This window comes from Marinobacter sp. es.048, assembly GCF_900188435.1.
GTDB lineage: Bacteria > Pseudomonadota > Gammaproteobacteria > Pseudomonadales > Oleiphilaceae > Marinobacter.
Genome location: NZ_FYFA01000002.1, coordinates 255286 through 281226, shown reverse-complemented (window position 1 = coordinate 281226; position 25941 = coordinate 255286). Strand labels below are relative to the sequence as shown.

Annotated in this window: 24 protein-coding genes; 21 read left to right on the top strand and 3 right to left on the bottom strand. The window is 52.9% G+C overall.

The window, feature by feature from the left end; all coding sequences use genetic code 11:
• Window positions 1–2 precede the first annotated feature (2 nt).
• The 7 genes from CFT65_RS12340 to CFT65_RS12310 are packed head-to-tail and all read left to right on the top strand — an operon-like array spanning window position 3 to window position 6843.
• Window positions 3–1556, top strand: coding sequence for a sugar ABC transporter ATP-binding protein (locus CFT65_RS12340; RefSeq protein WP_088828438.1), 1554 nt, complete (start codon window positions 3–5; stop codon window positions 1554–1556).
• The gene (locus CFT65_RS12335) at window positions 1556–2590 is read left to right on the top strand and encodes an ABC transporter permease (RefSeq protein ID WP_088828437.1); all 1035 of its coding nucleotides are present in this window, start codon (window positions 1556–1558) and stop codon (window positions 2588–2590) included. The genes CFT65_RS12340 and CFT65_RS12335 overlap by 1 nt, the downstream gene beginning before the upstream one ends.
• A gap of 12 nt (window positions 2591–2602) precedes the next feature.
• Window positions 2603–3331, top strand: coding sequence for a LamB/YcsF family protein (locus CFT65_RS12330; protein WP_088828436.1), 729 nt, complete (start codon window positions 2603–2605; stop codon window positions 3329–3331).
• A 35-nt stretch (window positions 3332–3366) separates the two neighbouring features.
• Window positions 3367–3606 carry an acetyl-CoA carboxylase gene (locus tag CFT65_RS12325; protein WP_088828435.1) on the top strand — a complete coding sequence of 80 codons (240 nt, stop codon included), beginning with the start codon at window positions 3367–3369 and terminating at the stop codon, window positions 3604–3606.
• Between the two features lie 7 nt (window positions 3607–3613).
• On the top strand, window positions 3614–5011 hold the full coding sequence (locus CFT65_RS12320; RefSeq protein WP_088829548.1) for an acetyl-CoA carboxylase biotin carboxylase subunit: 1398 nt from the start codon (window positions 3614–3616) through the stop codon (window positions 5009–5011).
• A complete protein-coding gene (locus CFT65_RS12315; protein ID WP_088828434.1) occupies window positions 5004–5879 on the top strand; it encodes a 5-oxoprolinase subunit B family protein in 876 nt (291 codons plus the stop codon). The genes CFT65_RS12320 and CFT65_RS12315 overlap by 8 nt, the downstream gene beginning before the upstream one ends.
• On the top strand, window positions 5869–6843 hold the full coding sequence (locus tag CFT65_RS12310) for a biotin-dependent carboxyltransferase family protein (RefSeq protein WP_088828433.1): 975 nt from the start codon (window positions 5869–5871) through the stop codon (window positions 6841–6843). Before CFT65_RS12315 ends, CFT65_RS12310 begins: the two co-directional genes overlap by 11 nt.
• Before the next feature lie 144 nt (window positions 6844–6987).
• On the opposite strand, the gene gabT is transcribed toward CFT65_RS12310, so the two are convergent.
• Both gabT and CFT65_RS12300 read right to left on the bottom strand, forming a co-directional pair.
• Window positions 6988–8259 carry a 4-aminobutyrate--2-oxoglutarate transaminase gene (gene gabT, locus CFT65_RS12305; protein ID WP_088828432.1) on the bottom strand — a complete coding sequence of 424 codons (1272 nt, stop codon included), beginning with the start codon at window positions 8257–8259 and terminating at the stop codon, window positions 6988–6990.
• Between the two features lie 31 nt (window positions 8260–8290).
• Window positions 8291–9754, bottom strand: a complete 1464-nt coding sequence (locus CFT65_RS12300) for an NAD-dependent succinate-semialdehyde dehydrogenase (RefSeq protein WP_088828431.1) — start codon at window positions 9752–9754, stop codon at window positions 8291–8293.
• An 86-nt stretch (window positions 9755–9840) separates the two neighbouring features.
• On the opposite strand from CFT65_RS12300, the gene CFT65_RS12295 reads away from it, so the two are divergent.
• The 9 genes from CFT65_RS12295 to CFT65_RS12260 all read left to right on the top strand — a co-directional run bounded on the left by CFT65_RS12295 (window position 9841) and on the right by CFT65_RS12260 (window position 17330).
• Complete coding sequence (locus tag CFT65_RS12295; RefSeq protein ID WP_228705848.1) at window positions 9841–10830, top strand: LysR family transcriptional regulator; 990 nt, start codon at window positions 9841–9843, stop codon at window positions 10828–10830.
• Window positions 10831–11268: 438 nt separating this feature from the next.
• Window positions 11269–11625 carry a hypothetical protein gene (locus tag CFT65_RS19285; RefSeq protein ID WP_228705847.1) on the top strand — a complete coding sequence of 119 codons (357 nt, stop codon included), beginning with the start codon at window positions 11269–11271 and terminating at the stop codon, window positions 11623–11625.
• A 41-nt stretch (window positions 11626–11666) separates the two neighbouring features.
• Window positions 11667–11840 (top strand): tyrosine-type recombinase/integrase, encoded by a 174-nt coding sequence (locus CFT65_RS19280; protein WP_228705896.1) that lies wholly within the window; start codon window positions 11667–11669, stop codon window positions 11838–11840.
• Between the two features lie 263 nt (window positions 11841–12103).
• On the top strand, window positions 12104–13105 hold the full coding sequence (locus CFT65_RS12285) for an AraC family transcriptional regulator (RefSeq protein ID WP_088828429.1): 1002 nt from the start codon (window positions 12104–12106) through the stop codon (window positions 13103–13105).
• Between the two features lie 105 nt (window positions 13106–13210).
• Window positions 13211–14053: an NAD(P)H-binding protein gene (locus CFT65_RS12280; RefSeq protein WP_088828428.1), complete on the top strand. Its 843-nt coding sequence runs from the start codon at window positions 13211–13213 to the stop codon at window positions 14051–14053.
• Between the two features lie 31 nt (window positions 14054–14084).
• Window positions 14085–14921, top strand: coding sequence for an alpha/beta fold hydrolase (locus CFT65_RS12275; RefSeq protein ID WP_088828427.1), 837 nt, complete (start codon window positions 14085–14087; stop codon window positions 14919–14921).
• A gap of 13 nt (window positions 14922–14934) precedes the next feature.
• The gene (locus tag CFT65_RS12270) at window positions 14935–15342 is read left to right on the top strand and encodes a hypothetical protein (protein WP_088828426.1); all 408 of its coding nucleotides are present in this window, start codon (window positions 14935–14937) and stop codon (window positions 15340–15342) included.
• On the top strand, window positions 15339–15833 hold the full coding sequence (locus CFT65_RS12265) for a DUF1772 domain-containing protein (RefSeq protein WP_088828425.1): 495 nt from the start codon (window positions 15339–15341) through the stop codon (window positions 15831–15833). The genes CFT65_RS12270 and CFT65_RS12265 overlap by 4 nt, the downstream gene beginning before the upstream one ends.
• A gap of 355 nt (window positions 15834–16188) precedes the next feature.
• Window positions 16189–17330 (top strand): IS3 family transposase gene (locus CFT65_RS12260; RefSeq protein WP_088828050.1). Its coding sequence is split into 2 segments (ribosomal slippage): window positions 16189–16441 and window positions 16441–17330, totalling 1143 coding nucleotides; the frame shifts between segments, so codons are not numbered across the junction.
• 29 nt (window positions 17331–17359) lie between these two features.
• Here CFT65_RS12260 and CFT65_RS12255 read toward each other — a convergent pair.
• Window positions 17360–18388: a hypothetical protein gene (locus CFT65_RS12255; protein ID WP_088828424.1), complete on the bottom strand. Its 1029-nt coding sequence runs from the start codon at window positions 18386–18388 to the stop codon at window positions 17360–17362.
• A gap of 279 nt (window positions 18389–18667) precedes the next feature.
• On the opposite strand from CFT65_RS12255, the gene istA reads away from it, so the two are divergent.
• The 5 genes from istA (at window position 18668) to CFT65_RS12230 (ending at window position 25800) form a co-directional block, all read left to right on the top strand.
• Window positions 18668–20209, top strand: a complete 1542-nt coding sequence (gene istA / locus CFT65_RS12250) for an IS21 family transposase (protein WP_088828423.1) — start codon at window positions 18668–18670, stop codon at window positions 20207–20209.
• Window positions 20210–20218: 9 nt separating this feature from the next.
• On the top strand, window positions 20219–20959 hold the full coding sequence (gene istB / locus CFT65_RS12245; protein WP_088828422.1) for an IS21-like element helper ATPase IstB: 741 nt from the start codon (window positions 20219–20221) through the stop codon (window positions 20957–20959).
• Window positions 20960–21029: 70 nt separating this feature from the next.
• A complete protein-coding gene (locus CFT65_RS12240) occupies window positions 21030–21470 on the top strand; it encodes a hypothetical protein (protein ID WP_216360439.1) in 441 nt (146 codons plus the stop codon).
• The gene (locus CFT65_RS12235; RefSeq protein ID WP_088828421.1) at window positions 21467–22597 is read left to right on the top strand and encodes a restriction endonuclease subunit S; all 1131 of its coding nucleotides are present in this window, start codon (window positions 21467–21469) and stop codon (window positions 22595–22597) included. The genes CFT65_RS12240 and CFT65_RS12235 overlap by 4 nt, the downstream gene beginning before the upstream one ends.
• Complete coding sequence (locus tag CFT65_RS12230; protein WP_088828420.1) at window positions 22597–25800, top strand: type I restriction endonuclease subunit R; 3204 nt, start codon at window positions 22597–22599, stop codon at window positions 25798–25800. Before CFT65_RS12235 ends, CFT65_RS12230 begins: the two co-directional genes overlap by 1 nt.
• Window positions 25801–25941: the final 141 nt, after the last annotated feature.

Genomic DNA, 25941 nt, shown 5'->3' with positions numbered 1-25941 from the left:
CCATGTCGAATTCAATCAACAAGCCGCAGGGTTGTGAGGAGGTGGGGGCAACCCCGCTCCCTCTCCTCCAGACCCGGGCCATTACCAAGGATTATCCCGGCGTCCGGGCGCTCGATGACGTCGATTTCGAACTGCTTGCCGGCGAAGTGCATGTGCTGTTCGGTGAGAATGGAGCGGGAAAGTCGACCCTGATTTCCATTCTGGCTGGTGCCAAGCAGCCGAGCACGGGTCAAATCACTTATAAAGGTGAGCCAGTAACACTGGCCTCGGTTCACGACGCTCGCTCCCTCGGAATATCTGCAGTTTTCCAGGAATTTTCACTGATCCCTCAAATGACTGTAGAGGAGAACTTGTTTCTTGGTGCCGAACCCAGGCGGGCCGGATTACTTGACCGCGCCCGCATCAGCCGTGAGGCACAAGAGACGCTTGATGAGCTTGGCTTTGCGCTGAGGCCCGACCAACTTGTCGATCGCCTCACTCGTGCAGAGCAGCAAATGGTAGAGATAGCCAAGGCATTTCGCTCCGAGCTCCAGGTATTGATCCTCGATGAACCTACGGCCTCACTCACCACGCACGAGACTGATCAATTGTTCGAATTGATCGCGGGATTGAAGAAACGTGGAGTGGGAGTCATCTACATTACTCACCGAATGGCTGAAATTCGCCGCATTGGCGACCGCATCACTGTTCTTCGGGACGGCCGCTACATCGATACTGTCAATGCTGCGGAAGCGACGGAGGATGATCTGGTTCAGCTCATGACCGGTCGTGTGGTCGGCGCCATTTTCCCCGAGCTGAACCTGAATGCGCCAGGCGATGTGGTGCTTGAAGCCAGGAATGTAACGACGAACGACGGTTCAGTGGTCGACGCATCAATGACCGTGCGGGCTGGCGAGATTGTCGGGATGTCCGGCCTGGTCGGGTCGGGCAAATCGGAGCTGATGCAGGCCTGTTTTGGTGGTTTGGCAATCCGTACGGGGACTGTGATGTTGAATGGCCGAGGTATCACCGGCCATACACCAAAACGCAATATACGCGACGGTTTTCTCTATTTACCTGCAGATCGGCACAAAGAGGGCCTGATGATGACGCGCTCGGTGCGCGAGAATATTTCGCTCGCTTCACTCGATATTGAGCCATTTTCAAAAGGTATCTTTATCAATCGTGGTGGCGAAAAAAAGGCGGTCGAAGCCCTCACCACGCGGCTCAATCTGTCGCCGCCGCAGATTGAACGTACGGTCGAACACTTTTCCGGCGGCAATCAACAGAAGGTGATGCTCGCACGGGCCCTGACTCGCAAATATGATCTGATCGTTTTTGACGAACCAACAGTCGGCGTAGATGTTGGTACACGCGCTTCCATCTATGAGTTTATTGTTGAACTCGCTCGCGGCGGCGTGGCCATCGTCCTTATCTCGTCTGATTTGCCAGAAATACTGCATCTTACTACCCGCGCCTATGTTTTTTTCCATGGACGGACTCAGGCCGAATTACAGGCCGATGAACTCACAGAGGAGAAGGTGCTTGCCCATTTCTTCGAAAAGGAGGCCTGTTAATGGCTGAGCAATCTGTTACTCCGACGAACGCGCCAGCTATCGGCGGCCTTGGGAACTTAACAAAGCGTCTGTTCGTCAAGCTTGGCATTCTGCCGTTTCTCCTGTTTATCGCCATGGTTGTGTTCACGCTGTTGTCAGAGAATTTTCTCACGCTACAAAACCTGATGAACGTGCTTCGCCAATCGGTCTATCTAATGATTGTTGCCCTTGGGCAGATGCTGGCATTGCTCACAGGGGGCTTTGACCTGTCGGTTGGCACGGCACTGGCGTTGAGCTCAGTGGTCGGGGCTATGGTTATGGCGGCCATCTTCGCCATCGCCCCCGACATGGTGTGGTTGGCCATTGCACTCGGCTGTTTGTCGGGCATTCTGGCAGGTATCACGATTGGCATTGTCAACGGAGCGGGCGTCGCCTTCTTCAACGTGTCACCTTTCATGGTGTCGCTCGGCATGGCATCGGTCGGTTTCGGGGTTGCTCTCTACCTGACCGGTGGCGTACCTGTTTACGGCATGCCCATGGCCTTCAGTGATACCTTTGGCTACGGTTACCTGCTTGGTGTTCCAGCGCCGGTTTTCGTCGCTGCATTACTGGCCGTCGCCCTGTATGTATTCCTCTATCGTACTCCCCAGGGCCGGTATTTCTATGCGGTCGGCGGCAACCTCAAGGCTGCATCACTGTCCGGGATCAACACCAAAGCCACGCTGTTTTTCACCTATGTGCTGAGCGCTTTTTTTGCCGCTGTCGCCGGTATGCTTTTGACGGCACGAATTGATACCGGGGAGGCCAACATTGGCGCTTCGATGCCATTGGAATCAATTGCCGCCTGTGTGATCGCCGGGGTAAGTCTGAGAGGTGGTGTGGGGCGTCTTGAGAGCGTCGTACTGGGTGCACTTTTCATCGGTCTGATTCAGAACGGCATGAATCTGGCCCAAATCGAATCCTACTTACAAACCGTAGTGCTCGGCACTTTGCTGATACTTGCGGTTATCGCAGACCAGATCAGGCTTCGCTACGTTGCCTCCCTTAAGAATTAAGGAGAACAAACAATGCATGTAGATGTGAATTGTGACATGGGAGAAAGTTTCGGCCTTTACAAGATGGGAGACGACGAAGGCATGATGCCCTACATCACCCAGGCCAATATAGCATGCGGTTTCCATGGCTCCGACCCTAACCACATGCGCAGCACCGTCGAACTGGCGCGCAAGAATAACGTCAAAGTTGGTGCACATTTCTCGCTCCCCGATCTGGCCGGATTCGGCCGGCGCGAAATGAAGATTGGCCGTGAGGAAATGGCCAACATCATCCTTTATCAGATCGGTGCATTGAAGGGCTTCCTCGACGCCAGCGGTGTCGCCCTGTCCCACCTAAAACCACACGGCGCGCTCTATGGCATGGCAGCGCGAATGGAGCACATTGCCCATGCCGTCGCCGATGCAGCCGAAGTTTATGGTGTGCCCGTGCTTGGCCTGGCTGGCACCCAGCACGAAATAGTCTACAAGGAACGTAATATCCCCTTCCTGGCGGAGTTCTTTGCCGATCTGGAATATGATGACAATGGAAGTCTGATCATCACCCGGTCGCACGGCGAGGTTGACCCCGGCTACGCTGCATCGCGAGTTCTGAACGCCATTCGCAACGGCAGAGTGGACAGCGTCAATGGAAAGTCACTGCCCGTGCGCGCCGACACCGTCTGTGTCCACTCTGACACACCCAACGCCGTTGATATCGCCAAGGCGGTCAGCGCAGCAGTCAACCAGCCTGGAACGGCTTAATACAGCACCATAACAACAATCAGGAGGCATTATCGATGTCTATGCATGAAGTGAAATCACCAATCCCCGGAACATTTTACCGTAAACCGGCGCCGGACCAGCCGGCTTACTTCGACGTCGGGGATACCGTAACCAAAGGCGACACCATAGGTCTTGTCGAGGTTATGAAAACCTTCCATGAAGTGAAAGCGGATGCCGGTGGAACGATTGCCGACTTTCCAGTCGGTGATGGTGATCCCGTTATGGCGGGGCAGACTATTGCCGAACTGAGCTGAGGTGATCATGAAAAACCCAGGCATTCAAAAATTGCTGATCGCCAACCGGGGTGAAATCGCAATCCGAATAATCCGTGCCGCACGCGATCTCGGTATCGCTACTGTGGTCGTGCACAGCGACGCTGACACCGAAAGTCGGGCCGTTCAGATGGCGGATGAAACGGTGAACATCGGGCCACCGCAGGCGGCAAAGTCTTATCTTTCTATCGATGCGATCCTGAGCGCAGCGAAGGAAACCGGTGCCGACGCTATCCATCCGGGTTATGGCTTTCTTGCCGAAAATGCAGACTTTGCAGACGCCGTAGCCGCCGCAGGCCTCCTTTTCGTAGGACCGGATGGCGATACCATCCGCCTCATGGGCGATAAGGCGGCTGCGCGGAGCGAGGCGAAAAAGGCAAATGTACCCACGGTGCCAGGCAGTGACGGGGTCATAGAAGACATGGACGCCGCGGCGCAAATGGCAGAAAAAATTGGCTTCCCCGTAATGATCAAGGCGGCCGCTGGAGGTGGCGGTCGGGGCATCCGTGTTGCCCACGACCTTGATGAATTCAGAAAGCTAGCTCCCCAGGCCTCCTCGGAGGCGGCAGCAACGTTTGGTGATGGAGGCATCTATATAGAGAAAGTCATTGAGCGCGCCCGGCACATTGAGGTCCAGGTATTAGGTGATGGCGAAAACGTCGTACATTTCTTTGAGCGCGAGTGCTCCTTGCAGCGCCGTCGCCAGAAGGTGTGGGAAGAAGCTCCGTCGGCTGCGTTGGATGATCGAGTTCGCGACGAACTGTATCGCTCGGCCGTCGCGCTGGCAAAGGCTGTCCACTATAAAGGTGCCGGCACCGTTGAGTATCTCTACGACGACGAGACAGGAAGTTTCTATTTTATTGAGATGAATACCCGCATCCAAGTCGAACATCCTGTGACCGAAATGATCTGCGGCTTCGACCTTGTCGCCGAGATGATCTTGATCGCTGGCGGTACAAAGATGCGAGTTACACAGGAGACGATACGCAGAACCGGGCATGCCATCGAAGTGCGTTTAAACGCAGAGGATCCGGCCAATAATTTTATGCCGTTTCCAGGTATCGTCGGCAACTTGATCACTCCCGATGGGCCAGGTGTGCGTTTCGATCACATGCTCTATTCGGGCTACGCCGTTCCGCCTTTTTACGATTCGCTGCTCGGCAAACTGATTGTCTGGGCCGAAGACCGCGACCGTGCACTGTTGCGCCTCAAACGCGCTCTGGGCGAGCTTCATGTCGAAGGACTGCCCACCACAGCGCCGCTGTTCCAGGCTTTGCTCGAGAGTGAAGAGCTGCAGCAAAGCGCAGTCCATACCCGATGGTTGGAGCCGTGGCTGGAAAACAATCTTGATCTCATCAAACAAAAAGGGGCTCAAACTCATGAGTAGTCGATACACATTTGGCGGCGATGAGCACATTTTCGTAGAAGTCGACGAAGAAATGTCGCTTGAGGCATTCTTTGTTTCGCTGTCCATGACCAACGCGGTGCGCAATGCCAACATCAAGGGCGTCACCGAAATCTGCCCGGCCAACGCCTCGTTCCAGATCAAGTTTGATCCGGATGTGATTCACCCCGACGACATGATGAAGGAATTGAAGCGACTGGAAGCCGAGGCGGAGCAGGGCGACAATGTTCTGGAGACTCGCATTGTTGAAGTCCCCGTCTATTATCAGGATCCCTGGACGCACGATACCCTGATGCGATTCCGTGAGCGCCACCAGGATCCTAGCGCGACCGACATCGAATATGCGGCCTCGATAAATGGCTATGACAGTGTAGAAAAATTTATTGAGGCGCATTCTGGGGCACCCTGGTTCGTTTCCATGGTCGGCTTTGTATCCGGCTTGCCGTTTCTTTACCAGATGGTCGACCGGTCCCGTCAGATCCAGGTGCCAAAATACCTTAGCCCGCGCACCGACACACCACGGCAGACGGTTGGCTATGGGGGCAGTTTCTCCTGCATCTATTCCGTTCGCGGCGCCGGCGGCTACCAGATGTTCGGCATTACCCCGATGCCGATCTATGACCCTGAGCAGAGTGTTCCCTATCTGAAGGATTTTATGGTCTTCTTCAAGCCGGGGGACATCGTCAAGTTTAAGCCAATCAACCGGGAAGAGTATGATGCGGCGATTGCACAAGTGCAGGCGGGTGAGTTCATGCCCCGCACCAAAAACGTTCGCTTCTCGCTAAGCGAATTCAATGCCGATATGGATGGTACCAACGCCAAGCTGATGGAGGCCCTTTATGACCGTTAATGTTATCTCAGCCGGTATTGCCACCACGATCCAGGACCTGGGACGGCCGGGCTATTATCATCTTGGTATTCCCATGGGTGGGGCCATGGACCGTCTGGCGCTGAAAACCGCCAATCTACTTGTTGGTAACGATGAGGGAGCAGCCGGGCTCGAATCCGTATTCGTTGGACCGGAACTTGAATTTACCCAGGATGTGACCGTCGCCGTATGCGGTGCAGAACTGCCACCGAAAGTGGATGGTGAGCCACGCGATACCTGGACCGCCTTCACCGTGAAAGCCGGCCAGGTGTTGTCCTTCGATTTTCTGAAATCCGGTGCGCGCATCTACATTGCGATTTCCGGCGGTATCACCACCCCTATGTACCTTGGCAGCCGCTCAACCTATGCGATCGGGGCGCTCGGTGGTGTTAATGGTCGCCCTGTCCAGCCTGGCGATTCGCTGCCGCTCGGCAAAAGCAGCAAAACGGTCAAAGACGGATTATCGGTACCCCCGGCGCTACGCCGCGGCCCGTCCAACCCGGCTGAGCTACGTGTGCTGCCCGGGCTTTACTGGCACCGTCTCACTGAACAGGCCCAGAGCAATTTTTTTGAGGATACCTGGAAAGTTGCTAACGAAGCCGACCGCATGGGTTATCGCTTTCAGGGCGGGCGCAAACTTGAGTTTGTGGAACGCGAACAGCCGTTCAGTGCCGGGGCCGACCCGTCCAACATCACGGACGCCTGCTATCCGTACGGCTCAATACAAGTACCGAGCGGGTCCGAGCCGATTGTACTGCATCGCGATGCAGTGTCGGGTGGGGGATATTTCATGTTAGGTACCGTTATTTCGGCTGACATGGACCTGATCGGCCAGTTACAGCCCAATACGCCCGTTCGGTTCGTTAAAGTGGATATGGAGGGTGCCCTTGCCGCGCGCAAGGAGCAGGCGACCATCATGGATGAGATTCGAGAATTATTGAGCTAAGGATGACAGGAACACGTCCTGTAATAGCTTGACGGTTTGTGACGAAGTCAGCGACATGCAGTCGCTGACTTCGTTAGTCGTTACCGAGGTTTCCGAGCTATCACTGCGCGGTGTTATAGCTGGACGGATCGTGTAGGTTTATTTTTAACCCGCAAGTTCCGCGAGACACTTCTCAAGGATTGCCAGCCCCTCTTTCAGCACCTCATCTTCAATTGTGACCGGCATGAGAAAACGAAGCGTGTTGCCGTAAAGGCCGCAAGAAAGCAGGATTAGTCCTTTCTCACGCGCACGCTTGCACAGCGCAGCCGTGAGCTCCGCATCGGATTCTTTGTCAGCTGAGACAATATCCATAGCTGCCATGGCGCCCAGATGACGAACATTCTCCACGCAAGCGAAACGCTCCTGCCATTGTGAGAAGCGCTGGCCCAGAGCCTCCCCCAGGGACTGGCTCCTCGTGAGGATGTCTTCCTCTTCAAACACCTCAAGCACCGCCAATACCGCTGCACATGATACCGGACTGCCAGAATAGGTGCCGCCAAGTGAGTTCGGGCCGGATGCATCCATATGAACATCTGTACCCACAATGGCGGAGATCGGCATGCCAGCTGCCATGCTCTTGGCCATGGCCATCAGGTCGGGCTCAACACCGCTGTGTTCTATGGCAAACATTTTGCCCGTGCGGCCAAAACCGGACTGAACTTCATCAACGATCATCAGCATGCCGTGCTCATCGCAGATGTTGCGCACTGCCTTGAGGAAGCTTGCTGGTGCAGGATAGAAACCGCCCTCGCCCAGAACCGGCTCGATCACGATGGCTGCCGTGTCACGAGGGTTGGCATCGGTCTTAAGCGTCATTTTTAGTCCACGAATAGCGTCTTCTTCGCTGACCCCATGAAAAGGCACTGGATATGGTGCACGGAAGACGTTACCCGGCATTGTGCCAAAGTCGGCTGCATACGGAGCGACTTTGCCGTTCATCGCCATGGTCATAAAGGTGCGGCCGTGATAGCCGCCATCAAAACAGATGACGTTGTTTTTACCCGTCGCCGCCCGCGCAATCTTGACCGCATTCTCTAGAGCTTCAGCGCCGGAGTTCACTAACATGACCTTACCTTGTCCTCTCACCGGGGTGAGCTGGCTTAGCTTCTCGGCGACTTTGACGTAGCCTTCATAGGGCATCACGGTCTGGCATGTGTGCATCACACGCTCCAGTTGCGCTTGCGCGGCTGCCACAACCTTGGGGTGGCAATGGCCAATATTCAACACCCCAATGCCACCGGCGAAATCAATAATTCGATTACCATCCGCATCCCAAATCAAGGCATTCTCTGCGCGATCCGCAAACTGCGTGGCGGGGCTGGCAGCGCCGTTGGCAACATACTTCTGTTTCAATTCATTCAATTGCGCGTTATTCATCAACTTTTTCCTTATCAGACAGTAGCAGCGTTCAAAGGCCGCCCATACACAGGTATTTGATTTCGACAAAGTCATCGATGCCATAGCGGGAACCTTCGCGGCCGATGCCCGACTCCTTGATGCCCCCAAAAGGCGCAACTTCCGTAGAAATCAGCCCTTCATTAATCCCAACCATGCCGTACTCAAGAGCCTCAGCCACACGCCATACCCGGCCGATATCCCGGCTGTAGAAATAAGCAGCAAGGCCAAATGGCGTGTCATTCGCCAATGCGACTGCCTCTGCCTCCTCAGTAAAGCGGAATATCGTGGCCACCGGGCCAAAAATCTCTTCCTGCGCAATGCGCATACTTGCGGTTACGCCGGTCAACACAGTAGGTGGATAGAAGTTCGGATTGTCCAGCATCCCGACGTCCTGCTGCTGAGTGACCCGGGCGCCATGGGTGAGCGCATCCTCAACAAGGCCGAGGACTTTGTTTGCCGCCTTATCGTTAATCAGAGGGCCGATGGTCACGGCTTCGCCGAACCCATCGCCGACTTTCAGATTCCGGATGGCCACATTCAGCTTTTCAACGAAAATGTCGTGTACGCCATCCTGAACCAGAATGCGGTTGGTGCACACGCAGGTCTGGCCCGCATTGCGGAACTTGGAAGCCATCAAGCCGGAGATGGCCGCATCCACGTCGGCATCGTCAAAAACAATAAACGGCGCATTCCCCCCCAATTCCAAAGAGACCTTCTTCACCGTATCGGCGCACTGACGCATCAGTAATTTGCCCACCGGTGTTGAGCCCGTGAAGGACAGCTTGCGTACCCTGGAGTCCTCGCACAGAGTGCGGCCAACCTCTGGCGCCTGCAGCGTTGTAATCACATTCAAAACGCCTGCAGGAATGCCGGCCTGTTGGCTCAGTTCTGCCAGCGCCAGCGCACACAGGGGGGTATCTTCACCCGGCTTGATCACAACCGTGCATCCCGCTGCCAGCGCCGGGGCAACTTTCCGGGTAATCATGGCAATAGGGAAATTCCAGGGTGTGATTGCCGCAACGACACCAATCGGTTGCTTGATGGTCACCAGCCGCTTATCCGGGCCGTGGGCGGGAATAACGTCGCCATAAATGCGTTTGGCTTCTTCCGCAAACCACTCAACAAAGGACGCCCCGTAGGCGACTTCGCCCTTGGCCTCTGCAAAGGGTTTGCCCTGTTCGCTGGTCATGATGCTGGCAAGGTCATCCTGATGCGTAACAATAAGGTTGAACCAGTTACGCAGGCAGGCAGCACGCTCCTTTGCGGTCAGGGCTTGCCAGGATTTCAATGCTTTTTCAGCAGCGTCGATGGCGGCTCGGGTTTCCTCTGGTCCCAGATCAGGAACAGAAGCCAAGTTAGCGCCGGTGCTGGGATTGAATACCGGAAATGTTCGGGCTTTGGCATCCTGGACCCACTGTCCATCAATAAAGGCACGATCCCGAAACAAAGTTGGTTGGTTGAGATTTAACGTCATAAAGGGCTCCAAAACGTCCTGGACAAAGTGGCTTAATCAGTTGAAGGGATGGTATCTCGGAGTGTTTGTGTGATAAATATGAATGATTGGGGGTATACGTTGATGTTTATCAAACAATGAAAAAGAATCTGAAAATAAAGCTAGGGCAAGTCGGTGATTACGAGATCCGCCTTCTAAAAGTATTCGAGGCTGTTGTGGAAAACGGTGGTTTTTCTGCGGCTGAAAGTGAGTTGAGCATAGGCCGCTCAACCATCAGTACTCACATCTCGAACCTGGAAGAGCGACTGAATCTAAAGCTTTGTTCGCGAGGCCGGGGCGGGTTTTCGTTGACAGAAGAAGGCGCTGAAGTCTATGAATTAATGAAGACGCTCCTGTCGGCTCTCGAAGGCTTCCGTTCAGGGGTGAATGCTCTGCACGTAAGCCTTACCGGCGAGCTGCGTATTATTGCCAGTGATGCCATTTGCATGGACCCCCAATCCGGGCTTTCGGAGGCGATTGCTCGATTCTCGGAAGCAGCGCCAGACGTTAATGTGCTGCTGGACGTGAGATCACTCAGCGATATTGAACGGATGGTCCTCAACGACAAAGCCGACATTGGCGTGATTCCTTATCATCGCCCGCTTACCGGGCTGGATTATCGCACCCTGTACGCTGACGACTGCCACCTTTACTGCAGTCGCACCCATCAGCTTTTCAACGCAAAGCCATCGCCAGAGCTGCTGGATCAGGTTCTCTCCAGTAAAGTTGTTCACGCCGGGATTCACACCAGTCCCCAGGTGGGTGCTCAATTGGCGGATATGAACAAGGCAGCGATTTCCTATTTCTATGAAGCCCGACTCGCGATGATCCTTTCTGGTGCTTACATCGGGTTCATGCCAGACACTTACGTTCAGCACTACGTGGAGGCGGGAGATTTGCGCGCTCTGATGCCCGAAACCAGGCATTATTCGTTAGAGGTCTGCACCATCACCCGTTCATACGGCAGAGCTAATAGGGCGCGTGAGCTGTTTCTTGAGCATTGGATGGACGTCGTCAATCATAACCGCCATCAGGATCACAATTGTGATCTCCACTGACGCCCAATGGCAGCAACTCACCGCAGCGCAGAAGCCCCCATGATTGACTGGAGGCCTCGACGCCTCCTGAATATCCAGCGAAAGCCCTAAAGGCGCGGAATCTAGTTACCGTTGCGGCCAAAACAGAAGTCTTTATAAATCCAAGTAGTTCCTCAACCGGCCCCGTTTCTTGCGGTTTTCCCGGCGCTTGCCATACCTAAGGAGTCGGAAGAGGGCGCCTAGCCGGGCCTTTAATTCCACGCCATAATTGACAGAACCCCGGATGGGAAGTGTCAAATTCCATCACCAGCTTGCGGTCATTTTCGCGCCCGTCACGAAATGCGCGTTCGCACGGGTTTCAGGAGCGCCCCCCGGTGTTGTTCCCGATCACCGAGGTGAACCATCGATTGGGACCGACTCATCGACAAGCGGCCTTTGTTGCTGGAGACCCTCGACACCATGCCGAAGTACCTGCTCAAGCCCGAGGTGCTGACACTCTTGGAGGCCGAGACCCATCCCATGCACCGGCTCATCCTGGATCTGATGTGGTGCAACGGGGCCCGGGTCTCCGAGGTGCTGGCCATCACGCCGGCGAGCTTCCACGACGACGGCTACGACTTCGGAGTGGTCCTCAAGACGCTCAAGCGAGAGGGAGGGCGGCCGAGCAAGCGCAGCCTGCAACGCTCGCCAAATCGTTTTATCCCGATACTCGATCGGGATTTTCAGATCCGGATCCAGAGCTATCTGTGGATGGGGAAGTTTCGGAAGGACGAGCGGATCTTTCCGATCACCCGTCGGCGGTCAGTGCGAACATAGATCGCTTAATAGAGTAGGTTGGGGGAGAGCCGCCGTTCAAGATCGGGTGCCACACCTTTCGACACAGTTTTACGGTGCACCTGCTGCTGCACGGGCGACCTCTGAAGTTTGTGAGCCAACTCCTCGGTCACCGTAGTGTCGAATCCACGGAGGTGCACACGAATGTGCTCACGTTCGATGGAGCGCATCTTTTAGAAGGCGTAGAGTTTCACTAGGCTGATATTAATCAGATTCGGAGAACATAGGAGAGTGCCTTTAAAAACTTTGCGTCCGAAAGGTTTTAAACAAAAGCGGACATTAATGTCTCTTATTTTCTGGGCATTATCAGTCGGTCCGGGTCAATAAAACGCCAGCAATAGAATCTCCATAGTCTTTCACAAGACCTCTAACATGCCGGTTGTGGCCAATGCTGCCATCTTCATGCCCGACTTAATTAATAGGTTGCACAATTGGTCCAACGTAGATTATCAGTATTGTCATGGCTCAAATTACGTCACTGTACGTTTATAAGGTCGTCAGTCAGGCAACCCCCGGTGTCGAAACGCGGGATCTGATGGAAGGACTTGGACTCCCCGCGGAAGGTCCCATCGATCCCACTCGGATGGTGTCTTCATCGGAGTTTTATGATTTTTTTGCAGCTTTGGTTGATCGAGATCCCGATGGTCTTTTATTACCGCTGAAGATCGGCTCTGCCATGCGAAGTGATGAGTACGGCGCTTTTGGTCTGGCCTGGAAATCCGCGCCGACCTTGCGGGGTTCTTATACAAGGGCAGAGCGATACGGCCACGTTCTGGGCAGCGCAGAAACCTATTCGCTTGAGGAAACAGCCAAAGGATTCTTCTTCAACCTTGAAAAAGCAGGAGATAATAGCCTTGGCATGGTGGTCTCCAATGAGGCCAGCATGTCTGCAGTGGATACCATCAGCAAAGAGGTCAGTTCCTCAAACTTCATGCCTCTGGCCATCTATTTCAAACATTCGGCTAGAGGCGACACCGCTGTTTACGAAACTCATTTTGGTTGCCCAGTGGTTTTTGAATCGGGACGAGATGCAGTACTTGTGAGTAGAGAAAGCATCGACATTCCCAATAAATTGGGTGACGAATCTATCGCCCGGTTTTTTGACCAACATCTCGAACAACAATTGAATTCCCTGAAAGTAGATAACGACCTTAAACAACAAGTGAGGCGTGCCGTTGCGAACGTGCTCAGCGAGGGTGTCCCCAGACTCTCACGCGTTGCGTCCGAACTGAAAATGGGTGCCCGGACCTTGCAGAGGCGATTGTCGGAGCAGGGGTATTCTTATCAAAACGTGGTAGACATGACGCAAAAGGATCTCGCTCAACGGTTGCTTAGGGAGACAGATTACAGTCTTGCCGAGGTGGCCTTCCTGACAGGATTCGCGGAGCAGAGTGCCTTTACCCGGGCATTTAAGCGTTGGGCGGGCCAGACACCTCGATCCTATCGACTCTCGACTCGCTGAGCTGTAAGTTGTCGCCAGCTGCACAAACTCTGGCACGCAGGAGCAATAACCAGAGACTTTGTTTCAGGAAAATTGACTTGCACTTAAATCAAAAGGAGCAAGTCAATGAAAACATCCAATCAAACACGTCAATCCATTCTTGTCGTCGGCGGTACCGGAAAGACCGGTAAGCGCGTTGTTGAGCAGTTGAAAGACTGCGGTTATGAAGTGCGAGTGGGGTCCCGCTCAGCTATCCCGTCTTTTGACTGGAACAACGAGAATAACTGGGAGGCATGTCTCTCGGGTGTCACCTCAGCCTACATCACCTACTCTCCAGACCTGGCAATGCCCGGTGCCACTGACGCTATTCAGGCGTTTACTGATCTCGCGAAGCGCCTCGGAGTAAAGCGACTCGTTCTGCTATCAGGCCGTGGCGAGGCCGAGGCTCAGGCCTGCGAAGACATTGTTAAGCACTCTGGTCTTGAATGGACAATCGTGAGGGCAAGCTGGTTTAACCAGAACTTCTCTGAGGGCGCTTTCATCGACATGGTCTTGAACGGTGCCATCACGCTGCCTGCGGGCAATCAGGTCGAACCTTTCGTGGATGTCGATGACATCGCAGACGTTGCGGTTGCCGCCTTGACGGAGGATCACCACAACGGCCGCATCTATGAGGTGACAGGGCCAAGACTGATGACCTTTGCGGACGTGGCCAACGACCTATCCCAAGTGACCGGACGCGAAATTGCCTTCATCGACGTACCCCACACGGACTTCATCGCCGAGATTGAGAATTCTGGTGCGCCCCAGGATGTGGTCTGGATGCTGGATTATCTATTCGCAACGGTCCTCGACGGCCGCAACGCGCATGTGACCGATGGCGTTGAAAAAGCGCTCGGTCGACCTGCCAAGGACTTCGCAGACTACGCGCGGGAAACGGCAGCCACGGGACTCTGGGAAAGCCACTAGGAACGATTCAATCATCCGCAGGGGACAAACGATGAATATTTCTCTGAATCTGTTTCAAACTGGTTTTGGCGCATACAGTTCGATTCTTCCAGGTCGAGCGGCATGCAAAGCCGTTGAGTGGATGACCAGCCCTCGAATCACCCGGGAGCGACGATTGTCTTGTCAGGAACTGTTTTCTGAACACGTAGCCCTGCCGAGTGGTGCTCGACTCAGCTCATATGGAAACGGCAACAAGAAGATACTCTTTTTACACGGCTGGTCGGGCTGGGTCGGGCAGTTTGAGGGGTTGATCAGAGAGATCAATCCCTTCGAATACACGGTTTACGCCATTCAACCCCTGGGACACGGCGAATCGAGAGCGGTTCGATCTCATCCTGGTCGGTTTATCGAAGCATCACTTGAAGCCATTGAATACCTTGATAGCAGCTTTGATGTTGCGATAGGCCATTCACTTGGGGCAGCCGCTCTCGTCTCTGTTCAGGCGCTGACCGAAAGCTTTGAAAGAATGGTTCTTATCTCCAGCCCGGCAACGATTGAAGGAGTGCTGAATAGATTTGCTCGTTTTCTTAACCTCGGGAAGCGGAGCAAAAGTCACTTCATCACGACCATGGAAGAAACCGTTGGCATTCCGGTTGAGGAGTTAAATCTGCTCTTAATCGCCGAAGTTGAGAAAGTGCCAGTACTTCTGATTCATGACGAGGATGACCAGGAAATACCTGTGTCAGAGTCCGAGAGTCTCTCGCTGGCATTCGATAATAGCCAGATATTTCGAACCGCCGGATGGGGCCACAGTCGGCTGCTTCAGAATCCCGAAGTCACTCAGAAAATCATGCATTTTCTTGATAATACATCATCTCATTTTATTTAAATTGGACATTAAAATGCTCGATAAACTGTTGTTAACGTTATCAATCGGACTCTATGCCGTTGTCGTTCCTTACCTGGAAATTAACGATACGCATGTCTTCAACCCCGCCTGGGTGGCCCATGCAAAACTGCATGAGGTTTGGCAGCTAATCACCAATTCGTCCCTTGGCGCGGTAGCTTTGTGGTTAACCTGGTTTTCCCAGAATGGTAGGGCGCAGGCCAGCCTAATTGCACTGCTTGTAACCGGAGGCTTTCTTGCCGCATTTGCAATGCAAGATCTGTACGGCGGATCTATGGTTCATTCAGATGGAACGGAGAAAACGGCGTTTGGCATGAACGTCGGAGTTCTTGGATTTGGTTGGGTATTTTTAACGAGCTCGTTCACGCTGGCGAGATCGGTTTCGAGTGAGGGAAACTCATGACTGTGTTTGAGCTTGTAATGATCGTGGCTACGTTGCTTTGCGCCTTAACGGCCGGGTTTGTTTTTTCCTTTGCATCGGTCGTCATGCCAGGAATTGGAAATTTAACGGACAAGGAATTCATCCGCGCATTTCAAGCTATCGACGGCGCGATCCAAGCCGGTCAACCTGTCTTTGGTCTTGTATGGATAGGATCCGTCTTTGCTTTAGTGGCGGCGGCGATTCTGGCAGTCCTGCAACACGAGGGCATAGTGCCAACCTTGGTTGTTGCCACTGCGATCGCCTATATTCTTGGAGTCCAACTAACAACTTTTCGAATAAATGTTCCACTTAATAACACCTTGCAAGCGTTGAATGCGGACGACATGGATGAACTCACGCTCGACTCAGCACGGCGCTCTTTCGAACATCGCTGGGTCAGATGGAACCTGGTCAGGACTGTATTCGCTTCCGTGGTTAGCGTCTTATTGATGCTAGTTCTGCTGTGGCTTTGACAGAGCGCAGCAGGCAGGCACAGTTCGATAAAGAGGAGTTTTCAGGCTCGTGACTGGCTATTTTGAGGCCCCAATGACGCGGAAGCTTTCAGCTTACTGGTTGTGGAACGGTAAGTGGTGGACGACCACAGAAAGTACTAAATTCCCGCATCGACGCATCAATAGTTTACAGTACGATTTCCACACAAAGTGCTAAACAGACTTAAAGTAGATTCTAGATTAGAGATCGGATTCTGAATTTCACACAAAGTGCTAAATTCCTCGTCCTCCGTCATAAGTGACCCTACCCCAGAATTTAGGTCCATTTAAAACTGGAAAATCCGGCATGATAGAGCCTTGAGCAGGAGATCATGCCATGAAGCGATCCCGTTACACCGAAGAGCAGATTGCCTTCGCCCTGAAGCAAGCCGAGCTGGGTACGCCGGTCCCGGAAGTCTGTCGGAAAATGGGCGTCTCGGATGCCACGTTCTACAACTGGCGCAAGAAGTATGGCGGCCTGGGGCCATCCGAGCTGAAGCGACTCAAGCAGCTGGAGGAGGAGAATCATCGCCTTAAGAAGCTGGTAGCGGACCTAAGCCTGGACAAGGCCATGCTTCAGGACGTGGTGGCAAAAAAGCTCTGAGACCGCCTCGTAAACGCCAACTGGTGGCTGACCTACAAAAGCGATATGGGGTCAGCGAACGCCAAGCGTGCGCGGTCTTGCAGTTTTCCAGGGCGTCTAATCGCTATCAATCGGTGGCGAGGGACTCGTCGGCGCTGTCGATGAGGATCCGTGAGATCACGCTCACGCGGCTTCACTACGGTTACCGGCGTGTGCACGTCCAGCTGCAACGGGAGGGTTGGCGTGATAATCACAAACGGGTTTACCGGTTATATCGGGACCAGGGGTTGTCACTTCGCCTCAAGCGTCCGAAGCGTAACAAGGCCGCCAAGAACCGACAGCCGCTACAGCAGGCCAACCATCCCAATCACATCTGGGGCATGGATTTTGTCTCAGACGCGCTGTTTGATGGTCGACGTCTGCGTCTCCTGACGATCATTGATCTGTTCACCAGGGAGTGCCTCGGCATTGTGGTTGGGCAGAGCCTGAAGGGCCACGATGTTCAGGAAGCCCTGACGGCGATTGCGCGCTTCCGGGGCAACCCGGAGGTGCTAAAGACCGACAACGGTTCGGAGTTTGCCGGCAAGGTCATGGATCGCTGGGCCTATGAGCGAAACATTGAAATCGACTTCTCACGGCCCGGGAAGCCTACCGACAACGCAACGGTAGAATCGTTCAATGGACGACTCCGGCAGGAATGTCTGAATGAAAATTGGTTCTTGTCACTGGCCGACGCCATGGAGAAAATCGAAGCATGGAGGACTTTCTATAACCAAGTCAGACCCCATTCCGCATTGGAGTGGTGCACGCCCTCGGACTACGCCAGAAAACATGCGGTTTCACGAAGAAAACAGAAGCAACTGGAGCCGGATTTTTCCAACTCTGGGTGGACCTAATTCGGGGTCAGGGTCAGTAACCGACATTACTAAGCAGTGATTGGTTTAGTGATTGGGGGCAGGTCAGAAAGACCATGCGAGTGGCTCTTCCAAGTACTCGGACAATGAAGGGTTCCCAGACTCTGCCCGTCGAGACTAAACGCTTCTAGCTGGCGTATGTCGCGGCGATCGAATCTAACCTGCACCGACGGTCGCCAACCGGTGACAGTAAGCAAACCGGGGCCCTTGTACCTCAGATATTCAAAGTTTATGTATGGCCTGCGCTTAGGCGCGGAGAGATCATGAACACGTACCTCCCGTGTTTCGAGAAACGGGTTCCACTCAGATCGCCGATCGTCATCCACGTCTGTGATGTACACCTGCTCCGATTGGTGGCGTAGTGCTTCAAGTGGAGTGGCACTACCAAGATGGGCTCGGGGCCGATTATTGGCCTCCGCAAGTGTGATATAGAGGGCCTCTTCGAAGGATGAGAGCGGCATCATCGGGACCCCTTTGCGATTCTGGGCAGACTCTCGCTTGGGATCCGTCACATGAGAGCCAGTAGTTGACGCAATCCGATGACTGAGATGCTGATTTATTCTATTGAAGCTGATTTCAATAGAATTTCGGACAGTGGGACTTTGCGGCCGACCAAAGCTGACCGTTGCCCCGAGTTCTTTAGTGATAAACGATTCAACACTGTAAGCCTGATGGATCCATGCATTATCAAATGCTATCTCCCGAGGTAATGGCAGCGGCAAGCTTGAATCTGAACCAGGAAAACCTGCGCCAGCAGGAAGCTCAAGCCCCGATGTCGTTATTTTGCGTTCGGGAAAGCGGCTCATACATTGCTTTAGTAGAGCAAGTAAATCGTCTTGCTGCGGATCAGGAGTTAACGCCAACTGAAAACCCAGTATGCAGTCAGTGGCCTTGTCGATAGCGGACAGTAGAGTCAATCGCGGTAATCGCAACGCAGGAAGTCTTTCTCCAAATTCAAGTTCGAGGCCAACTGTAGATTGCTCACAATCGATGGTTTGTTCGTCAATTTCGATACGGTCGTACAGCCAGCGGTCGCCCAAGAATATAGGTGATCCTGTGAAAGCCCGTCTTCGTGCATATTCCGGCCCATCGTGAACATCCATTCCGGACGAACGTGAACACCTATTCTGGTTTAACGTGAACAGTCATTCCGGTCGAAGATGAACACTTTCCGGTGGTTTTCCGGAATCAGTGTTCACCATGCCGGAATCGGCGTTCACGTTCCCGGAATTGGTGTTCACGTTCAACCAGAATCCTTCTTAACGCATTGTTTATTCAACCGTTTGCTACTCTGGTTCCTTTTTTTGGGGACCAGGGTCATGGCAGCAAAGAGAATTCCAATGCGCAAAATCAGAGAATTGCTTCGCCTGAGGCTGGAAGCCGGACTCTCGATCCGGCAGATCAGCGCCAGCACCAAGACCAGTGTCGGAGCCATCCAGAAACTCTTAGCCCGGGCCGATACCCTGGAGATCACCTGGCCATTGCCAGAGGACCTGGACGATGGCCGCCTGGCAGCCATGTTCTATCCCGGCTCCGATCCCACCTCGTCCGCCCGCTATCAGGTACCGGACTGGGCGACCGTCCATCAGGAACTCAAACGCAAAGGCGTGACCAAGCAGTTGCTGTGGGAGGAATACACCGCACAGTATCCCAACCGGTGTTACAGCTACTCTCAATACTGTGACCGCTTCCGGCACTGGCAAAAGCAGCAAAAGCGCTCCATGCGCCAGATCCACAAGGCCGGTGAAAAGTGCTTCATTGATTACTGTGGTCCCACCGTACCGATCATTAATCCGCAAACCGGTGAAATCCGCACGGCTCAGGTGTTTGTTGCCGTTCTGGGTGCCTCCAATTACACCTACGCCGAAGCCACCTGGAGCCAGGGGTTGCAGGACTGGCTGCTGAGTCACGTGCGCACCTTCGAGTACTTCGGCGGTGTTCCGGAAATGGTAGTGCCGGACAATCTGAGCAGCGGTGTCAGCAAAGCCTGTCGGTACGATCCGGACCTGAACCCCAGTTACCAGCAACTGGCGGCGCACTATCAGGTCGCGGTGCTACCAGCACGGCCCTACAAGCCCAAGGATAAATCCAAAGCGGAGGTGGGGGTGCAGATCGTTGAACGCTGGATCCTGGCCCGGTTGCGCCACCACACCTTCTTCACCCTGGCCGACCTGAATCAGTGCATCCGGTCCCTGCTGGAAGACCTGAACAGCCGGCCGTTCCGGCGGCTGCCGGGCAACCGGCAGGAGGCCTTCAAGACGCTCGACCAGCCAGCCCTGAGGGCACTACCCAAGCACCCCTATGAGTACATCGAGATCCGGCGTTGCCGGGTCAACATCGATTACCACATTGAGTTTAGTCAGCATCACTACTCGGTGCCGCACCAGTACGTTGGAGAGCAAGTGGACATCCACGCCAGTGAGCGACTGGTACAGATCTACTTCCGGCAGCGACAGATCGCCAGCCACCCACGCAGCCATCAGTACGGCATCACTACCGAATCAGGACACATGCCCACCCGCCATCAAAAACAACAACAGTGGTCGCCCGGACGGCTTAAGAACTGGGCCCGGGACATCGGGCCAGACACCCTCGTCTGGGTCCGTGATCGGCTGGAGGAGCGGGAGCATCCGGAACAGGCTTACCGGGTCTGTCTCGGGTTGCTCAACCTGAGCAAGGAGTACCCCAGTGAGCGCCTGAATGCCAGTTGCCGTATTGCCAACCGCGAAGGCCTGGACCGACTGAAACACATCAAGGCCATTCTCCGGAGCAACCGCGACAAGCTGCCAGAACAACTGCCCTTGCACACAGAACTGCCCCAGCACCACGAGAACATCCGTGGCCCGAAGAGCTTCCACTAGGACACCACTATGAGCACCATCCAGACCCTGACGCGACTGAGAGACCTGAAGCTGGGCGGCATGGCCGCCGCCCTTGAACATCAACAAAACCAGCCGGGCACCTATGACGAGCTGTCGTTCACCGAACGCCTGGAATTATTACTCGAAAGAGAGTTCCAGACCCGGGAACACCGGAAACAGGATCGCCTGGTTCGCCAGGCCCGCTTCAAACTCCGGGCCTCGGTCCAGGACATCGACTACCAGCACCCGCGCAACCTCAAGAAAGCGCAGGTGGCCCAGTTGGTTCAGACAGACTGGCTGGAACGTGGCCAGAACCTGCTGATCACCGGCCCCTGTGGCAGTGGCAAAACTTACCTGGGCTGTGCAGTGGGGCACCAAGCCTGTCTGAACGGCTTCAGTGCCCGGTATTACCGGATCTCCCGATTACTGCTGGAACTGACCCAGGCCAAGGCCGATGGCACCTACCAGAAAAACCTCAGCCAACTAGCCAAAGTAAAGCTGCTGATCCTGGACGACTGGGGGCTGGAAGCTCTGAAACCTGCACACCGGAACGACCTGATGGAGATCATGGATGACCGTCACGGCACTCACTCGACCATGATCATCAGCCAGCTACCCACCGATCAGTGGTACGCCGCCATCGGCGATAACACTCTGGCGGACGCCATTCTGGATCGGCTGATGCACAACGCTCACCGCTGGGCTCTGAAAGGGGAATCGATGAGAAAGCGACTTCAGGAAATTGACTGAACGTGAACACCCGGGGTACAAACTCCGGTGGGTGATGCGTTAAGAAAAAAGGTGTTCACGTTCAGCCGGAATGGGCGTTCACGTTCGCCGGAATACGCAGCAGGTAGACCAGCTCTATAAGTTTGTTGAGAAACAAGCCAAGGAAAGCGGCGAAAAAGGTTTGAACAGACCTATTAAGACGCTGGATGAGCAGCGCAAAGATGCTGTCGAGCAGTTAAAGCTGATCCGTTATTTCTTTAAACAAGCGCATTGGCTACAAGAGCGTTTTCCTGATGCGGAGCTTGCTGATGTAGAAGGATTGGTCAAACTGGTGGATCTCGAAGAGATCAAAACCAACGACTGGAGCCTCACGCCAGGGCGCTATGTTGGCGTTGCACCGGAGATCGAGGACGAAGACTTCGATTTTGAAGAAACGCTTCGCGATATTCATATTGAATTGAAAGGATTAAATGAAGAAGCATCAACAATAGCCGCCCAAATCCAAAAGAATTTTGAGGAGTTGGGCATATGAGTTGGCAAGACTGCACGTTAGGGGATTTGATGACTCTGAAGCGTGGGCATGACTTGCCTAATGCTAAAAGAATTGAGGGTGATGTGCCTGTAGTATCTTCTTCTGGAGTTACAGGCTATCACAATGAAGCTAAAGCTGAGCCGCCAGGTGTCATAACTGGTCGATATGGAACGTTGGGTGGAGTTTACTTCATTGAACGGGATTATTGGCCCTTAAATACAGCTCTATATGTTATTGATTTTAAGAATACAGACCCTAGATTTTCGGCTTATTTTCTCAAAAAGACACTCAGGTCATACAAAAGCGATAAGGCTGCAGTTCCTGGACTCGATAGAAATGTGCTGCATTCGTTAAAGGTACGCGCACCTGATAGGGGTATGCAGGAGCGCATTGTGGATGTTCTTTCAAAATACGATGATCTCATCGAAAACAACAAGCGCCGGATCGAGTTGCTGGAGGAATCAGCGCGGCAGCTTTACAAAGAATGGTTTGTGCGCTTCCGCTTTCCCGGCCATGAGCATATCAAAATTGTTGAAGGCGTGCCGAAGGGGTGGAGCAAAGGCCGTGTTAGTGATTTAGGCGAGGTGGTTACAGGAAAAACACCTTCTACTAAAGTAAAAGAAAACTTCGGTGGAGATATCCCCTTTATAAAAACTCCAGATATACACAGTTCTTCAATAATCTTTGAGCCTGAAGAATATTTATCTGAGCGAGGAGCCAATACCCAAGCGAACAAATACCTTCCTAAGTTCTCGATATTAACGGCTTGTATAGGCGCACGTTTAGGAGTCGTCTCTTTAAACGCCCGCCGCTGTCAGACGAACCAACAAATAAACGCGGTTATTCCAAAAAGCAAAATTTACATATTTTATTCTTATCTGACCCTTAAAGGATTTAGGGAAAAATTGTTGGCTATTGGCGGGGGAGCGACAATGCCAAATGTTAACAAATCGAAGTTTTCTAGCATGGAAGTGCTTCTTCCCCCAGAAAGCTTGCTGGATAGTTTTCATGATCTTGTAACCCAGCAATTCCTTCAGATGGAGACGCTTATCAAAATGAATTCGAAGCTGACTCAGGCGCGCGACATTCTGCTTCCCAAACTCATGAATGGAGAGGTCGCGGTCTGATGGCACCGCTCAATGAAGATACGCTGGTTCAGGCAACCACAGCCTACTATTTGGAAGACCAGTTAGGCTGGAAAAGCATCTTTGCCTATAACAGTGAAACCTTCGGCAAAGAAGGTACGCTTGGCAGGGAGTCTGACAAAGAAGTTATCCTAACCAGGTATCTCGGCGAGGCGCTCGTGAATCTCAATCCAGGCTTGCCCGATACCGCCTATCAAGATGCGTTGCGCCAAATCACCGAAGCCCCCGTGACCGAGAACGCGCTGCAAATCAACTTTGAACAGTATGAGTTGATCAAAAGCGGCGTTCAGGTTCAGTTCCGCAATGCCAAAGGTGAGCTTGAGAAAAGGCGTCTGAAAGTCTTTGATTTTGACAACCCTGAGAACAATCACTTCCTTTGTGTTCGTGAGCTATGGGTTCGCGGTGATATTTACCGCCGCCGCGCCGACATTGTTGGTTTTGTAAATGGCCTTCCTTTGCTATTCATTGAGTGCAAGACCATTCACAAAGACATTCGTCATGCTTATGAGCAAAATTTTTCTGATTATAAAGATACTATTCCCCATCTCTTCCATCACAATGCCTTTGTGATTCTGGGTAACGGTGTGGATGCCAAGATTGGTTCGGTTTCCAGTAAGTTTGCGCATTTCAATGACTGGAAGCGTTTGGCGGAAGATGATCCAGGCGTTGTGGATATGGAGACCTTACTCAAAGGTATCTGCAATAAGCGCGATTTTCTCGATCTCTTTGAAAACTACACGCTATTTGATGAGAGCGAAGGCAAGCTGATTAAAATCCTAGCCCGTAACCACCAGTTCTTAGGCGTGAACCGTGCCATCGAAGCCGTGAAGAATCGAGAAGAGCGGCAAGGCAAGCTCGGCGTGTTCTGGCATACGCAAGGCTCTGGTAAGTCCTATTCCATCGTATTTTTCGCTCGTAAAATACATCGCAAGCTTGGCGGAAACTTTACCTTCCTGATTTGCACCGATCGTGAGGATCTGGACGGTCAGATTTATAACACCTTCGCAGGGTGTGGGCTTGTCGATAATGATCAAGACCCTTGCCGAGCAGGCTCAGGCCAGCATTTAAAGGAATTGCTTCACCAGCACAAAGCCTATGTCTTCACGCTGGTGCAGAAATTCAATAAAGATGTTGATCCCAGTGAGCCGTATTCGGATCGCGACGATGTTATCGTGATCACCGACGAAGCGCACCGTACCCAATATGGGCGCTTATCATTGAATTTGCGCAACGCATTGCCCAATGCCAGCTATATCGGCTTCACTGGAACGCCGCTCTTTAAAGATGATGAAATCACTCGGCGGGTATTTGGGGAATACGTCTCGACCTATGACTTCCAGCGGGCTGTGGAAGATCGCGCAACCGTACCTCTTTACTACGATGCCAGGGGGGAAAAGCTTGGCCTTGCGACCAACGATCTCAACGAAAAGATCGCAGCCAAGCTCGAAGAGATCGAGATTGAAGACCAGGACGTCACCGAGCGTTTGGAGCGTGAGCTAAAACGCGACTACCACATCATCACGGCGCAAAGCCGTTTGGAACAGATCGCCGAAGACTTCGTCGATCACTACAGTGTCGGCGGCCAAAACGGCAAGGCGATGATGGTCTGTATCGACAAGATCACTTGTGTTCGCATGCAGCATATTATTCATGAGAAGTGGCAGGAAAAGATCGCTGAGGCTGAGAAAGCTCTGCTGAAACTGTCTGATGAGCAAGCTGTCATGGAGATGGAGCGGAAACTTGCTTGGATGCGTGGAACCATCATGGCTGTGGTGGTCAGTGAAGAGCAGGGCGAGGTCGATAAATTCCGCAAGTGGGGTTTTGATATCACCCCACACCGAAGGCTTATTAAGGAAGGCTTTGAAACTGCCGATGGCAAACGCCTGGATATGGAGAGCGCTTTTAAGAAGGAGGACCATCCTTTCCGAGTAGCCATAGTATGCGCCATGTGGCTTACAGGCTTTGACGTGCCAACAATGTCGACGCTCTACCTTGATAAGCCGCTAAAGGCGCACACCTTGATGCAGGCGATAGCCCGCGCTAACCGTGTCGCTGAGGGTAAGAATAACGGCCTTATCGTAGATTATTGCGGTATCTTGAAGAACTTACGCAAAGCGCTTGCGACCTTTGCTGGATATTCTGGCTGTGAAGGTGGAGATGAACAGCTGCCACCAGAGTTTGATCCGGTAAAACCAGAAGAGGAATTGCTTGCGGATCTCGAAGAAACTATAGAGACGGTAAGAGCGTTTCTTGCCGCAAAAGAATTCAGACTGGAAGACGTTCTCGAGAAAACAGGCTTTGAGCGCAACAAAGTCATCATTGATGCAAAAGAAGTCATTAACCAAAACGATGAAACCCGCAAGCGTTTTGAAATTATATGCCGTGAGGTGTTCAAAAAGTTCAAGGCCTGTTTGACGATTAAGGCTATAAATAACTATCGCTCCGCCTATGATGCAATCAATATTATCTACAAAAGCTTGCAAGAAGATGTTGAGAAGGCTGATATTTCCGACATCATCCGCAACCTTCACGTCGCAATTGAAGAGAGTATTGAGCCAAAAAGTGGCGTCCAAGGCCCAAGCAAGCTTTACGATATCAGCAAGGTCGACTTTGATCGGCTGAGGAAAGAATTTGAACGTGCGCCCGCCAAGAATACAACCGTGCAGAGCCTCAAAGAGGTCATTGAGAAAAAGCTACTGAAAATGCTAATGCAAAATCCGACCCGGACAGATTTTCAGAAGCACTACGAAGAAATCGTTGATGCATATAACAATGAGAAAGACCAGGTAACTATTGAAGCGACTTTCGAAGCTTTGATTAAGCTGGTTGATGAGCTAAGCGAGGAAGATCAGCGGGCAGTGAAAGAGGGCCTATCGGAAGAGTCCCTGGCGCTTTTTGATTTGCTATTGAAGCCAGATCTCTCCAGGAAGGAAATTGATCGCATTAAGAAAGTGTCCGAAGGTCTGTATCAGACGATAAGGCACGAGCTGGATCGAGTGCAGAACTTTTCCGCCAAGCAGAGCACGCGAGATGAGATTAAGGTGAAAATCAAAAATTTCTTGTGGGATGAGGAAACTGGCTTGCCTGAGAGCTTTAATCCTGAAGAAGTTGAGGAAAAAACTGAGGCAGTATTTGTGCATTTGTTGATTTCACAGCGCAATGATGTGTGGTTGAGTGGTGCCTGAATTCGACCCGACAAGGACAAAAATTTTTCGTGGAATTTGATAGAAGACTAGTCGGCGACCAGTTCGGCGAGAGAACATCACTGAGTAAGTGCGAGCATGCCATGGCTCGTTAGCGAGACAGACCGGGCCATCAAGGCAACA

Coding starts and splice junctions, on each gene's coding strand:
- CFT65_RS12340 (WP_088828438.1), top strand. CDS start 3: ATGTCGAATTCAATCAACAAGCCGCAGGGTTGTGAGGAGGTGGGGGCA.
- CFT65_RS12335 (WP_088828437.1), top strand. CDS start 1,556: ATGGCTGAGCAATCTGTTACTCCGACGAACGCGCCAGCTATCGGCGGC.
- CFT65_RS12330 (WP_088828436.1), top strand. CDS start 2,603: ATGCATGTAGATGTGAATTGTGACATGGGAGAAAGTTTCGGCCTTTAC.
- CFT65_RS12325 (WP_088828435.1), top strand. CDS start 3,367: ATGTCTATGCATGAAGTGAAATCACCAATCCCCGGAACATTTTACCGT.
- CFT65_RS12320 (WP_088829548.1), top strand. CDS start 3,614: ATGAAAAACCCAGGCATTCAAAAATTGCTGATCGCCAACCGGGGTGAA.
- CFT65_RS12315 (WP_088828434.1), top strand. CDS start 5,004: ATGAGTAGTCGATACACATTTGGCGGCGATGAGCACATTTTCGTAGAA.
- CFT65_RS12310 (WP_088828433.1), top strand. CDS start 5,869: ATGACCGTTAATGTTATCTCAGCCGGTATTGCCACCACGATCCAGGAC.
- gabT (WP_088828432.1), bottom strand. CDS start 8,259: ATGAATAACGCGCAATTGAATGAATTGAAACAGAAGTATGTTGCCAAC.
- CFT65_RS12300 (WP_088828431.1), bottom strand. CDS start 9,754: ATGACGTTAAATCTCAACCAACCAACTTTGTTTCGGGATCGTGCCTTT.
- CFT65_RS19285 (WP_228705847.1), top strand. CDS start 11,269: ATGCCGAAGTACCTGCTCAAGCCCGAGGTGCTGACACTCTTGGAGGCC.
- CFT65_RS12285 (WP_088828429.1), top strand. CDS start 12,104: ATGGCTCAAATTACGTCACTGTACGTTTATAAGGTCGTCAGTCAGGCA.
- CFT65_RS12280 (WP_088828428.1), top strand. CDS start 13,211: ATGAAAACATCCAATCAAACACGTCAATCCATTCTTGTCGTCGGCGGT.
- CFT65_RS12275 (WP_088828427.1), top strand. CDS start 14,085: ATGAATATTTCTCTGAATCTGTTTCAAACTGGTTTTGGCGCATACAGT.
- CFT65_RS12270 (WP_088828426.1), top strand. CDS start 14,935: ATGCTCGATAAACTGTTGTTAACGTTATCAATCGGACTCTATGCCGTT.
- CFT65_RS12265 (WP_088828425.1), top strand. CDS start 15,339: ATGACTGTGTTTGAGCTTGTAATGATCGTGGCTACGTTGCTTTGCGCC.
- istA (WP_088828423.1), top strand. CDS start 18,668: ATGGCAGCAAAGAGAATTCCAATGCGCAAAATCAGAGAATTGCTTCGC.
- istB (WP_088828422.1), top strand. CDS start 20,219: ATGAGCACCATCCAGACCCTGACGCGACTGAGAGACCTGAAGCTGGGC.
- CFT65_RS12240 (WP_216360439.1), top strand. CDS start 21,030: ATGGGCGTTCACGTTCGCCGGAATACGCAGCAGGTAGACCAGCTCTAT.
- CFT65_RS12235 (WP_088828421.1), top strand. CDS start 21,467: ATGAGTTGGCAAGACTGCACGTTAGGGGATTTGATGACTCTGAAGCGT.
- CFT65_RS12230 (WP_088828420.1), top strand. CDS start 22,597: ATGGCACCGCTCAATGAAGATACGCTGGTTCAGGCAACCACAGCCTAC.